The following is a 12,621-nucleotide window of genomic DNA, read 5'->3' as shown; positions in this document are numbered from 1 at the left end:
CTACGCGCTCAGACCTTCGGCTGCTGCTGGGTGATGCAGTGGATGCCGCCCCCACCCGCAAAGATCGTACGCGCGTCCACCAGGGTCACCGTCCGCTCGGGGAAGAGACGGCGGAAGATCCCGGCGGCGATCTCGTCGCGCGGGTCGTCGAAGCCGCACAGCACGACGCCGCCGTTGCAGAGGTAGTGGTTGATGTAGGAGTAGTCGGCCCAGTGCCCGTCGGCCTCCAGCACGGTCGGGGCGGGCACCTCCACGACCTCCAGGGCGCGGCCCCGGGCGTCCGTCTGGGCGCGCAGGATGCCGATGACCTCCTGGGTGACCTCGTGGTCGGGGTGCGCCGGGTCCGGCTGGGAGTGCGCCACCACGACACCCGGCCGGGCGAAGGCGGCCACGATGTCGACGTGGCCGAGGGTGCCGAAGCCGTGGGGCGGATAGTCGGCGGTCAGGCCGCGCGGCAGCCAGATCGCCTTGCTCGTGCCGAGCTGGGCGTGGATCTCGGCCTCGACCTCCGCCTTCGACCAGTGCGGGTTGCGCTCGGGGCCGAGCTGCACCGTCTCGGTGAGCAGCACGGTGCCCTCGCCGTCGACGTGGATCGCGCCGCCCTCGTTGACGAGCTTCGACGCGTACGTCTTCGCGCCCGCGAGGTCGGAGACATACGCGGCGATCTTGGAGTCGTGCTCCCAGCGGGCCCAGTCCTGGGCGCCCCAGCCGTTGAACGTCCAGTCCACGGCGGCCAGTTCCCCCTTGCCGTTGGTGAGGAAGGTGGGGCCGATGTCCCGCATCCAGGCGTCGTCCAGCTCCCGCTCGACGGTGTCGACGTCCGGCCCGAGCAGCGCCTGCGCCTCGGCGGACTGGCCGGGGCCGCAGACCACGGTCACCGGCTCGAAGCGGCGGATCGCGCGGGCCACGGAGGCCCAGGCGGCGCGGGAGGCGGCGAGGTCGTCCGGGTCGTCGAAGGTGGGGTTGGGGCCCGGCCAGGCCATCCAGGTGCGCTCGTGCGGGGTCCACTCGGCGGGCATGCGGAAGCCGTCGGCGGCAGCAGACATGGTGATCCTCACAGGAAGTACAGGCGGTTGAGGGAGACGGAGTCGGCGGGCTCGGAGCTGAGCGGGTCGCCGTCGAGGGTGACCAGGCCGGTGCGCCGGTCGACGTCGACGGCTCCGATGCGGGAGTTCAGCCGCAGGTCGGCCGGTCCGATGCCCCGGGTGCCGCGCACGGCGACCCTTCTGCGGCGCGTCGGCATCGTGTCGCCCCCCTGGTCGGCGGCGGCCCGGGCGACGAAGGCGACCGAGATGTCGGCGGCCGTGGCGCCGTACGCGCCGAACTGCGGGCCCAGCACCAGGGGTTCGCAGGTGTCGGTGGCCGCGTTGGGGTCGCCGGTCACGCCGTACGCCGGGAACCCGGACTTGAGCACGAGCTGCGGCTTGGCGCCGAAGTACTCCGGGCGCCACAGCACGATGTCCGCGAGCTTGCCGGCCTCGATCGAGCCGACCTCGTGGGACAGCCCGTGCGCGATGGCGGGGTTGATGGTCAGCTTGGCCATGTAGCGCAGCACGCGCGCGTTGTCGTCGCCGTCGCCGTCGCCCTCCAGCGGGCCCAGCTCGGCCTTCATCTTGCCGGCCATGGCGAACGTACGCCGCACGGTCTCGCCGGCGCGGCCCATGCCCTGGGCGTCGGAGGAGGTGATGCCGATCGCGCCCAGGTCGTGCAGCACGTCCTCGGCGCCCATGGTGCCGGCGCGGATGCGGTCGCGGGCCATGGCGGCGTCGCCGGGCAGGTCGGGCTTGAGGTCGTGGACGGAGACGATCATGCCGTAGTGCTCGGCGACCGCGTCCCGGCCGAAGGGCAGGGTGGGGTTGGTTGAGGAGCCGATGACGTTGGGGACGCCCGCCATCTTCAGCACGTTGGGCACGTGTCCGCCGCCGCAGCCCTCGATGTGGAAGGCGTGGATGGTCCGGCCCTCCAGCACCCTCAGGGTGTCCTCCACCGACAGGCACTCGTTCAGCCCGTCGCTGTGCAGGGCGACCTGGACGTCGTGCTCCTCGGCGACCCGCAGGGCGGTGTCCAGCGCCCGGGTGTGGGCGCCCATGTCCTCGTGCACCTTGAACCCGGACGCGCCGCCCTCGGCCAGCGCCTCGATCAGCGGGGCGTCATGCGACGACGAACCCCGGCCCAGGAAACCGATGTTGACCGGCCAGGCGTCGAAGGCGTTGAAGGCGTGCCGCAGCGCCCAGGGCGAGTTGACGCCGACGCCCCAGACCGGGCCGAACTCCTGCCCGATGATCGTGGTGACGCCGGAGGCCAGGGAGGCCTCCATGATGCGCGGCGACAGCAGATGGACATGGGTGTCGACGGCCCCGGCGGTGGCGATCAGCCCCTCGCCGGAGACGATGGAGGTGCCGGTGCCGACGACGACGTCGACACCGTCGAGCGTGTCCGGGTTCCCGGCGCGGCCGACGGCGTGGATGCGGCCCTCCCGGATGCCGATGGAGACCTTCCGGATGCCCTGGACGGCGTCGATCACCACCACGTTGCTGATGACGACGTCACAGGTCTCGCGGACGGCGGCGGCCTTCAGGTGCAGTCCGTCGCGGGCGGTCTTGCCGAAACCGGCCAGGAACTCGTCGCCGTAGCGCTGGGAGTCGGACTCCACCCGTACGGTGAGCCCGGAGTCGCCGAGGCGGATGCGGTCGCCGGCGCGGGGACCGTGGGTGGCGGCGTAGGCGTGCGGGTCGATGTGGATCGCCCGGCTGACCTCGCGTCCCTTCGAGCGGCTCATCGCTCCTCGTCTCCTTCCGTGACACCGAGGTATCCGCAGGCGGCGGCCCGGCGCAGGGCCTCCTGCCTGGCGCCGGGCGCGTCCAGCGGCCCGTCGACCAGGCCGGCGAAGCCGATCGCGACCCGCTCGCCGCCGATCGGCACGAGACCGACCTCCTCGCTCTCCCCCGGCCCGAACCGCACGGACGACCCGGCGGGCACCGCGAGCCGCATGCCGTAGGCGGCGGCGCGGTCGAAGGCGAGGCGCGGGTTGGCCTCGAAGAAGTGGAAGTGGGAGGTGACGGAGACCGGCACGGTCGCGGTGTTGGTGACCGTGAGCCGCAGCGCCGGCTCGGGGTCGGCGTGCTGGGGGCCGGGCAGCAGCGCGCCCGGGGCGTCCTGCCCCAGGCCGCCGCCGATGGGGTCGGAGACGACCGCGAGCCGGGAGCCGTCGTCGAAGACCGCCTCGACCATCACCTCGGTGACGACGTCGGCGACGCCCGGCAGCACGTCGTCGGGGCCGAGCACGGACCGGGCCGCCTCGATGGCCTCGGCGAGCCGCCTGCCGTCGCGCGCCGCCTCGCACACGGTGTCCGCGATCAGCGCGGTCGCCTCCGGCACGTTCAGCCTCAGCCCGCGCGCCCGGCGGGCACGGGCCAGCTCAGCGGCCCCGAAGAGCAGCAGCCGGTCACGTTCCGTGGGGGTCAGTCTCACGACGCGGCACCTCCTTGCCTTCCATAGTTTAGAACGACACTCTAAACGTCGAATTCGTGAAACAGAAGCATTGACCGGAGACGAGGCCACACGTCACATTGAACGTCGCTCAAACTGACGGGCGGCAGTCGAAGGAGACCATGCCATGCCGATAGAACAGCGCGGAGTCGACACCATCCCGGACGAGGAGCGGACCAGCGGTCCACGCGATCTCGTCTCGATCCTGCTCGGCTCCAACCTCTGCCTCGGAGTGATCATCTTCGGCTGGCTGCCGCCGTCCTTCGGGCTCGGCTGGTGGGCGTCGGTCAGCGCGATCGTCGCGGGCACGGTGGTCGGCACGGCCGTCACGGCGCCGCTCGCCCTCGTCTCCCTGCGCACCGCGACCAACCTGTCCACCTCCTCGGGCGCCCAGTTCGGCGTCCGGGGCCGGCTGGTCGGCTCGGTCGTGGGACTGCTGCTCGCCCTCGGCTACACCGCGCTGACGGTCTGGATCGGCGGCGACGTGATGGTGAGCGTGCTGGGCAGGCTGTTCGGGCTGCCCGCGGACGGGGTGTCGTACGCCGTCGTCTACGCGCTGCTCGCCGCGGCGACCGTCGCGGGCGCGGTGTACGGCTACCGGGTGCTGCTGAACATGTCGAAGGTGCTGTCCCTCGGCATGACCGTCCTGCTGGCGCTCGGCGTCCTCGCCTACGCCCCGCACTTCACCACCGCCGCGCTGCCGCAGACGGGCGGCTATCTGCTGGGCTCCTTCTGGCCGACCTGGTTCCTGTCGGCCGTGGCCGCCGGCCTGTCCGGCCCGATCGCCTTCATCACCCTGCTCGGCGACTACACCCGCTACATCTCCCCCGCCCGCCACTGCGACCGCAGCGTTCTGCGGGCCACCTGGCTGGGGCTGATCCTGGGCCTGCTGGTGCCGCAGCTGTTCGGCACGTTCACGGCGTACGGCGCCCACGCGGCCCTCGACTACGCCGGTCCGCTGGTGCAGGCCTCCCCCGCCTGGTACCTGGTCCCGCTCCTGCTGTCCGCCTCGGCCGGCTCGGTCGGCAACGCCGGTCTGATGCTGTACTCCATGGGCCTGGACCTGGACGCCATCCTGCCCAGGGCGTCCCGCGCCCGCGCCACCCACACGGTCGCGATCGTCGCCACGGCCTGCGTCTTCGCCGGCCACTACGCCTGGAACGCCCAGTCCGCGATGACGTCCTTCGTGCTCCTGCTCACCGCCATCGGCACCCCGTGGGCCGTCATCACCCTCATCGGCTTCGCCCGCTGCCGCGGGGTCTACGACGCCGACGCGCTGCAGGTCTTCAACCGCCGCTCGCGGGGCGGGATCTACTGGTACCGGGCCGGCTGGAACGTGCGGGCCACCGCCTCCTGGGCCGTCGGCGCCGGTGTGGGCCTGCTCGCGGTGTCCCTGCCGTCGTACCAGGGCCCGCTGCTGCGGCTGACCGGCGGGGTGGACTGCAGCTTCCTGCTGTCCGGCGCGGTGGGCGGGCTGGCCTACCTGCTCCTCACCACCCGCCCGGCGCCGTCCCCCGCCCAGCCGGAGCAGGAACCGGTCGGCGCGGAGAGCGGGCGCTAGCTATCCAGCTAACTCCTCGGTAGCCCGGCACTCGCACGACTGGTCGGGCTCAGGCCCATGGTGGCCACGAAGACCGCCGCCGCGGCCGGGAGTGCGTCAGCCCGTCGGCTGCGACGCCGAGGCGGGCATTCACCCCACCTCCAGACCCGGCAGGAAGGAGGGGGCGTGGAAAGCCGGCTTCAGGTCGGTGAACCAGGTCGCGGCCTCGTCGTACGCGGCGAAGAACGGCCGGTCGACCAGTGCGGGGTCGCGGGCCTGGATGAGGTGCAGCACGAAGACCTTCTCGCCCGCGACCTCGGCGACGCCGTCCACGCAGACCTTGCCCGGCATCGCGGACATCACCGGGCCGCGCACCGTGCGGGCGAGCCCGGAGACCCGGGCGTGGGCGTCCCGGAAGATCGCGTGACCGCGGGCCAGCGGCACCGCGAAGTACCCCTGCGGTCCGGTGTCCCGCTCCACGAACTGGTAGTACGGCACCGCCCCCAGCGCGGTCGTCTCCTCCCACAGCTCCGCCCACGCCTCGGCGCTGTCGTTGATCCCGGCGACCAGCGGCCCCTGGCAGCGGATCACCGCGCCGGTGTCCCGCACCCGGCGCATCGCCTCCCGCACCACCGCCGGGCGCAGTTCCCGCGGGTGGGTGAAGTGGGCCATCAGCGCCAGATGGCGGCCGCTCGCCACCACCTTCTCGAAGAGCCGGAGCAGGTCGTCGGCGTCCCGGTCGGTGAGGAAACGGTACGGCCAGAAGGCGAGGGACTTGGTGCCGATCCGCACCGAGCGGACGGTGTCGATCTCCAGCAGCGGCTCCACATAGCGGCGCAGCACCTCGGTGCTCATCACCAGCGGGTCGCCGCCGGTGATGAGCGTGCTGCTCACCTCGGGGTGGGCGCGCAGATAGGCGCTGGTGGCGGCGATGTCGTCGGTGGCGATGCGCAGCTCGGACTCGCCGACGAACTGCGGCCAGCGGAAGCAGTACGTGCAGTAGGCGTGGCAGGTCTGGCCCTGCCGCGGGAAGATCAGCACCGTCTCGGGGTACTTGTGCTGAAGCCCCGTCAGGCGGCGGCCCTCGTGCACGGGGACGTTGGCGTCGAGCTGGCCGGAAGGGTGCGGATTGAGCCGCATCCGGATCTCGTGCGCGGCCCGCCGGACCTCCCCCTGGGGCGCGTCCCGCGCCAGCAGGTCCGCCATCCGGCGCAGGTCGTGCGCGGGCAGCATGCCGCTCTGCGGGAACGTCAGCCGGAAGACCGGGTCGTCGGGGACGGCCGACCAGTCGATCAGCTCGTCCACCACGTAGGAGTTGGTGCGGAACGGCAGGACCGCGGACACGGCCCGCAGGGCGAGCCGTTCGGCGGGCGACAGGGACACCCGGTCCAGCAGGCCGTCCAGGTCACGGGGGGTGAAGGCGCGGAACCGGGGGTTCGCGTGCGGAGCGGGGTGGTGCGCTGAGCTCATGTGTGCCAGGGCCTCTATTCCGTGACCAGGACCGGCGGCCGCAACTCCACGAAGGCGGCCGCCGACGCATCGTACTTCTCCGCGAAGTGCTGGATGAGGAGCGCGTGCAGGGGACTTTCGTCGTCGACCACGATCAGTTCGTGGGCGCCCGGCACGGTGAAGGCCTCGCTGTGGGCGGAGAGTTGGTCGAGGCGGTGCCGGGCCATGTACGACACCAGGTCGGACCCGGCGACGTACAGGCGGTCCTCGACGGACACGAAGGGGCAGCGGAAGTCCCTGCGGCCGTCGGTGGCGTCGACCAGGGTGAGCGGCAGCCGGGTGAAGTGCTCCATGGGCTTGCTCTGCCCCCACAGCTCGTCGAAGCGCTGCTCCACGAAGGTGCCGAGCGGGGAGCGGACGGCGACCTCCAGCTGGACGCCCTCGCCGGAGAGCCGGCCCACCGTCAGGAAGGAGACCAGGCAGCGCTCGTCCCAGCGGTAGAGCGTGACGCCGGGGGACGTCTGGCACAGGCGGACCTCGAGCAGGGCGCGGGAGCCGGCGTCCAGGCGGCGCGCGAAGCGGTCCAGGGTGCGCAGGTTGCGCATGATGTCGCGGCGGATGTCGGCGCTCTGCTCGCCGAGTTCCCGGCCGCGCAGGATGACGGCGAGCGAGTCGGGGTCCAGCAGCAGGATCTGCACCCGTGCGCCGTGCGCGGTGGCCGCCTTGACGCCGCGGAACAGGCGCTCGGAGAACTGCGGTCCGAACAGGTTGGAGAAGGTGTCGAGCACCTTCACGCACGCCGTCGCGCCGTGCACCTGGGAGGCGAACCACTCGTAGTCGAGCCGGGTGTGCTCACGGACCCGGCCCTCCTGGGCGCGGGAGATCAGCGGGCCGATCACGAAGACGGTGATGACCACGCCGACGAGGTCGGTGCCCAGGTTGAGGGCGAGGTTCTGCTCGTAGGCGTCCATGGCGGCGGCCCGCCACAGCAGCAGGCCCGCACAGCCGGCCAGCGCGAGCAGCGCGGTGAGGCTCTGCGGGCGGCGCGGGGTGCGCAACGCCCGCCATAACCAGCGCAGCCGAGGTATCGGTGACCATGCGTTCACCCTGCGACGTCTCCCCCCGATCCCGTGCACGCGGGGGCCACGCGCCCCCCCCGTGGGATGGGTGAGATACCCAGGTGCTCCGTCCGCCAACCGCTCGCTTGTTCCCCGCCGCCCCGCTCACGGATGATCCGCCGCGACGGCGCTCAGCCCGTACGGTCCGCGCCGTCGTGGTCGAGCGCTGTCGCCGCGGTGAGAAGTGGGGCGTTGTCAGCCGACGCGGTGCATCCAGCCGTGCTTGTCCTCGGTCACACCGCGCTGGATGCCGAGGAGGGCCTCGCGCAGGCGGAGGGTGACCTCGCCGGGGGTGCCGTCGCCGTGGGTCCACTGGTCGGTCTTGGTCTTGACGTGGCCGATCGGCGTGACCACCGCGGCCGTGCCGCAGGCGAAGACCTCGGTGAGGGCGCCGGAGGCGGCGTCCGCGCGCCACTGCTCGAGGGTGATCACACCCTCCTCGGCGGTGTAGCCGAGGTCGCGGGCGACCTGGAGCAGGGAGTCGCGGGTGATGCCCTCCAGGATCGAGCCGGTCAGGGCGGGGGTGACGATCCGGTCGCCGTAGACGAAGGCGACGTTCATGCTGCCGCTCTCCTCGACCTTGGTGCGGGTGACCGCGTCGAGGTAGACGACCTGGTCGCAGCCGTGCGCGGCGGCCTCGGCCTGCGGCAGCAGGGACGCGGCGTAGTTGCCGCCGGTCTTGGCGTCGCCGGTGCCGCCGGGGACGGCGCGGACGTGGTCCTCGGAGACCCAGATGGTGACCGGCTTGACGCCGCCGGCGAAGTACGAGCCGGAGGGCGAGGCGATGAGCATGAACAGGTACTCGTTCGCCGGGTGCACACCGAGCGCGGCCTCGGTGGCGAACATGAACGGACGCAGGTACAGCGACTGCTCGCCGCCGTGCGGCGGCACCCAGTCGGCGTCCTGGGTGAGCAGCGCGTCCAGCGCGGCGATGAACAGCTCCTCGGGCAGCTCGGCCATGGCCATGCGGCGGGCGGAGTTGCGGAAGCGGCGGGCGTTCGCCTCGGGGCGGAACAGCGCGATCGAGCCGTCGGGCTGGCGGTAGGCCTTGAGGCCCTCGAAGATCTCCTGGCCGTAGTGCAGGACGTGGGTGGAGGGGTCGAGGGAGATCGGGCCGTACGGGACGAGCTGGGCGTCGTGCCAGCCGCGGCCCTCGGTCCACCTGATCGTCACCATGTGGTCGGTGAAGTGGCGGCCGAACCCGGGGTCGGCCAGGATCGCCTCGCGCTCGGCGGCGGCGAGGGGGCTGGCGGAGGGCTTGAGCTCGATCGTGGGCGTCGTCATGAGTGGTTGTCCTTCACCGGTTGTAGTGACGGGCCGCGCTCACGCCCGTCATCGGCCTGGTCAGACCGGTGTTAGGACGTCCGAGCTTTCCCTCATACCGCGGCTCCGCGTTCGATTATCGCGCGGGGCCGGCGGCGGAAGGAACGGGGGTGAAAGCGGCCCGGGGTCGATGGTGGCACCCGGCGGGGACAGGGGAAAGCCGCCGGGCGGTCGTCCGACCCGGCGGCTTCTCGTGGGGAGCGCCGGGTCAGCCGGCTACTCGGGTGGCGAGCGCGTCGCCGATCTGGGAGGTGCTGCGGGTGCCCAGCGCGGCGCGCTCGGTGAGGTCCGCGGCGACCGCGGCGTCGACGCGGTCGGCCTCGGCGTCGTACCCGAGGTGGCGCAGCAGCAGGGCGACGGACAGGACCGTGGCGGTGGGGTCGGCCTTGCCCTGGCCGGCGATGTCCGGCGCGGAGCCGTGGACCGGCTCGAACATCGAGGGGAACTCGCGGGAGGGGTTGATGTTGCCGCTCGCCGCGACGCCGATGCCGCCGGAGACGGCCGCGGCGAGGTCGGTGATGATGTCGCCGAAGAGGTTGTCGGTGACGATGACGTCGAACCGGGCCGGGTCGGCGACCAGGTAGATGGTGGCCGCGTCGACGTGGATGTAGTCGGTGGTGACCTCGGGGAACTCCTCGGCCACCTTGTTGAAGATGTTCGTCCACAGGTGACCGGCGAAGGTCAGCACGTTGTTCTTGTGGACGAGGGTGAGCTTCTTGCGCGGGCGGGCCTGGGCGCGGGCGAAGGCGTCGCGGACCACGCGCTCGACACCGAAGGCGGTGTTGACGGAGACCTCGGTGGCGACCTCGTGCTCCGTGCCCTTGCGGATGGTGCCGCCGTTGCCCGTGTAGGGGCCCTCGGTGCCCTCGCGGACCACGACGAAGTCGATCTCCGGCTGGCTGGCGAGCGGGGTGGCGACACCGGGGAGGAGCTTGGACGGGCGCAGGTTGACGTGGTGGTCGAAGGCGAAGCGGAGCTTGAGCAGGAAGCCCCGCTCCAGGACGCCGGACGGCACCGACGGGTCGCCGATGGCGCCGAGCAGGATGGCGTCGTGCTGCTTCAGCTGCTCCAGGTCGGCGTCGGTGAGGGTCTCACCGGTGGCGTGGTAGCGCTTGGCGCCGAAGTCGTACTCCTTGGTCTCCAGCTTCACATCCTGCGGCAGGACGGCGGAGAGGACCTTGAGACCCTCGGACACGACTTCCTGTCCGATGCCGTCCCCGGGAATCACTGCGAGATCGATGCTGCGAGACATGCGGGCACCCTACTCCTCGTCCCAGGTGATGACACGGCCCGTCCACCATGTGGACGAACGCGGACGGCATCGGACGAGGCGTCAGTGTCCGGTCTCGCCGCCGTTGTCGCGGCGGTCTAGGGCGCGCTGGAGGGCGGCGGCGGCGTTCTTGCGGTCGGACTCACTCGTGCGGGACACGTGGCGGACTCGGCGGCGGACGGTCGTCTCGGCCATGGGAATCGACTCCTTCGTCAAACGGAGCACGGCAATGAGAGATTGCGAGACGCCGGAAGGGGCGGGGAGCTGACGGGCCGCAGGGGTTGCCTGCACCGGTGCCCGGCTCACGACCGCCATTCGCTTGATCGAGCGAGACGTTCGGCTTCTACAAACGTAAGGGAGCGACCCGGTCCTGTCTGCACAATTACTCGGACTTCCTACTATCTGAGACGGCGACCCGCGTCACACCGCCCTGAGCTGGGCTTTCGTGCGTCCGGGTGACACCGCGCCGAGCGAGCGCAGGGTGCGGATCAGGGCCCGTACGGCGGCGGTGGCGGCGAGTTCGGGGGTCGTGACGTAGCCGACGGCGCGGTAGGGCCGCTCCGGGCCGAGGCCGGTGATCTCGACGCCGGCCGGCGCCCCGGTGAGCGACAGCTCCGGCATGATCGCCATGCCGAGACCGCTGCCCACCATGGACAGCACCGCCCCGTCGTCCTCGGCGTTGATCCGCGCCGCCGGGATCCAGTCCTGGGCGGCCCACCAGGCCCGGGTGGAGGAGCCGCAGTTCTCCGCCCAGTCGACGAGCGGCAGGGTGCGCGGCGCCGGGTGCCCGGCCGGATGGACCAGGGAGTAGGGCTCCTTGAGCAGACGTGCGCCGACCAGCCCGGCCGGCGGCGGTCCGCTCAGCGTGGCGATCCCGAGGTCGGCCCGTCCGGCGGCGACCTCGCCCGCGGCGCCGGCGCCCAGTTCCCGTACGACGGTGACCGTCACGTCGATGCCGGGGTGCTGCTCGGCGAGCCGCTCCAGGGCGGGCGGCAGCAGGTGCAGGGCCGCGCTGCGGAAGGCGGCGATGCGCAGCGGCCCGGACGGCTCGCCGGTGTCCGCGCCCCGCACGTCGTCGGCCATGGCCCCGAGCATGCGCAGCACCCGCCGGGCGTGGGCCGACGCGCGCTCCCCCGCGGGCGTCGGCCGGGCGCCGAACCGGCCGCGCTCGAACAGCACGGCGCCCAGTTTCCTTTCGATGCCGCGCACGGCGTGGGAGACGGCGGACTGGGTGGCCCCGAGCCGGGCGGCGGCCGCGGAGAAGCCGCCCTCCTCGGCCACGGCGACGAGAATCCGCAGCTCCTGCGGGCTGAGGTCGCTTGCTGTCACTCGGGGGCTCCTGCCTGCGGGTATGAGGACGTTTCATGGACCGGCGCGTTCCATGAGCCCAACTGGCTGCCCCCGCCCGGCATTCCTCCCTACCGTCCCCTGCCATGACCGAGACCGCGCTCACCGTGCAGCAGACCGCCCGCCCCGCCGGCTTCCCCACCGCCGGTCACTTCCGTTTCGCCGAGTCCCCGGTGCCCGAGCCGGCGCCCGGCACGGCCCTGGTGGAGAACCTGCTGTGGTCCGTGGACCCGTACCACCGCGAAATGATGGACGGCGACTTCCCGTTGAACGCCCCGCTGGAGGGCCGCACCCTGGGCAGGGTGGTCGCCTCGCGCACCCCGGCCCTGCCCGAGGGAGAGGTGGTCTTCCACCGCCGGGGCTGGCGCACCCACGCCGTGGTGGGCCCCGAGGAGGTCAGGCGGCTCCCCCACCACCCGGGCGTGCCGCTGACGGCGTATCTCAGCGTGCTGGGCGGCACGGGCCTGACCGCGTACGTCGCCCTGACCCGGATCGCCCGGCTGCGCGAGGGCGAGGACGTGTTCGTCTCCGGCGCGGCGGGCGGGGTCGGCACGGCGGCCGGCCGTTTCGCCCGGCTGCTCGGCGCGGGCCGCGTGACCGGCAGCGCGGGCGGCGCGGAGAAGGTCGAGTACCTGACGGAACAGGTGGGTTACGACGCGGCCTTCGACTACCGCTCCGGCCCGGTCGCCGGCCTGCTGGCCCAGGCCGCCCCCACCGGCATCGACGTCTTCGTGGACAACGTCGGCGGCGAGCAGCTCGGCGCGGCGATCGGCGCGCTGCGCGAGCGGGGCCGGGTGGTGCGGGTCGGCACGATCAGCCAGTACAACACCCCGGACGCCCCGCCGGTCGTCTTCAACCACGCCGATGTCGTGGAGAAGAGCCTGCGCATCGAGGGCTTCCTGGTGAAGGACCACCTGGACGCCCAGGAGGAGCTGTACGACTTCGCCGTGCCGCATCTGCGCAGCGGGGCGCTGGCGGCGGACGAGACGGTGGTGGAGGGCTTCGAGCGGATCGTGGAGGCGTTCCTGCTGATGCTGCGGGGCGGCAACACGGGCAAGATCCTGGTGCGAGCAGTCGCCTGACGA

The 12,621-nt window shown here is 72.4% G+C and carries 11 protein-coding genes; 2 read left to right on the top strand and 9 right to left on the bottom strand.

Annotated elements, in window-relative coordinates:
* Positions 1–8 precede the first annotated feature (8 nt).
* The 3 genes from AB0950_RS19965 to ureA are packed head-to-tail and all read right to left on the bottom strand — an operon-like array spanning position 9 to position 3,471.
* On the bottom strand, positions 9–1,046 hold the full coding sequence (locus AB0950_RS19965) for an agmatine deiminase family protein (RefSeq protein WP_360572753.1): 1,038 nt from the start codon (positions 1,044–1,046) through the stop codon (positions 9–11).
* Positions 1,047–1,054: 8 nt separating this feature from the next.
* Positions 1,055–2,779, bottom strand: a complete 1,725-nt coding sequence (locus AB0950_RS19960) for an urease subunit alpha (RefSeq protein ID WP_360572755.1) — start codon at positions 2,777–2,779, stop codon at positions 1,055–1,057.
* Positions 2,776–3,471, bottom strand: coding sequence for an urease subunit gamma (gene ureA, locus AB0950_RS19955; protein ID WP_360152358.1), 696 nt, complete (start codon positions 3,469–3,471; stop codon positions 2,776–2,778). The genes AB0950_RS19960 and ureA overlap by 4 nt, the downstream gene beginning before the upstream one ends.
* Before the next feature lie 145 nt (positions 3,472–3,616).
* Between ureA and AB0950_RS19950 the strand changes: the two genes are divergently transcribed.
* Positions 3,617–5,050, top strand: coding sequence for a cytosine permease (locus AB0950_RS19950; protein ID WP_366779096.1), 1,434 nt, complete (start codon positions 3,617–3,619; stop codon positions 5,048–5,050).
* A gap of 129 nt (positions 5,051–5,179) precedes the next feature.
* Here AB0950_RS19950 and AB0950_RS19945 read toward each other — a convergent pair whose 3' ends face one another.
* From AB0950_RS19945 to AB0950_RS19920, 6 genes are all read right to left on the bottom strand, one after another.
* A complete protein-coding gene (locus AB0950_RS19945) occupies positions 5,180–6,499 on the bottom strand; it encodes a lysine 2,3-aminomutase (protein WP_360152352.1) in 1,320 nt (439 codons plus the stop codon).
* A gap of 14 nt (positions 6,500–6,513) precedes the next feature.
* Positions 6,514–7,584 (bottom strand): hypothetical protein, encoded by a 1,071-nt coding sequence (locus tag AB0950_RS19940; protein WP_366779095.1) that lies wholly within the window; start codon positions 7,582–7,584, stop codon positions 6,514–6,516.
* A 207-nt stretch (positions 7,585–7,791) separates the two neighbouring features.
* Positions 7,792–8,880: a branched-chain amino acid aminotransferase gene (locus tag AB0950_RS19935; RefSeq protein ID WP_360572763.1), complete on the bottom strand. Its 1,089-nt coding sequence runs from the start codon at positions 8,878–8,880 to the stop codon at positions 7,792–7,794.
* Positions 8,881–9,127: 247 nt separating this feature from the next.
* Positions 9,128–10,171 (bottom strand): 3-isopropylmalate dehydrogenase, encoded by a 1,044-nt coding sequence (locus AB0950_RS19930; protein ID WP_366779094.1) that lies wholly within the window; start codon positions 10,169–10,171, stop codon positions 9,128–9,130.
* An 81-nt stretch (positions 10,172–10,252) separates the two neighbouring features.
* Positions 10,253–10,384, bottom strand: coding sequence for a hypothetical protein (locus AB0950_RS19925; protein WP_015493350.1), 132 nt, complete (start codon positions 10,382–10,384; stop codon positions 10,253–10,255).
* A gap of 225 nt (positions 10,385–10,609) precedes the next feature.
* Positions 10,610–11,518: a LysR family transcriptional regulator gene (locus AB0950_RS19920; RefSeq protein WP_366779093.1), complete on the bottom strand. Its 909-nt coding sequence runs from the start codon at positions 11,516–11,518 to the stop codon at positions 10,610–10,612.
* 104 nt (positions 11,519–11,622) lie between these two features.
* On the opposite strand from AB0950_RS19920, the gene AB0950_RS19915 reads away from it, so the two are divergent.
* On the top strand, positions 11,623–12,618 hold the full coding sequence (locus AB0950_RS19915; protein ID WP_366779092.1) for an NADP-dependent oxidoreductase: 996 nt from the start codon (positions 11,623–11,625) through the stop codon (positions 12,616–12,618).
* Positions 12,619–12,621: the final 3 nt, after the last annotated feature.

The organism is Streptomyces sp. NPDC007189 (assembly GCF_040703635.1).
GTDB lineage: Bacteria > Actinomycetota > Actinomycetes > Streptomycetales > Streptomycetaceae > Streptomyces.
Note: the sequence above shows the minus strand (reverse complement) of the source record. Positions and strands in the feature narration are given on the sequence as shown.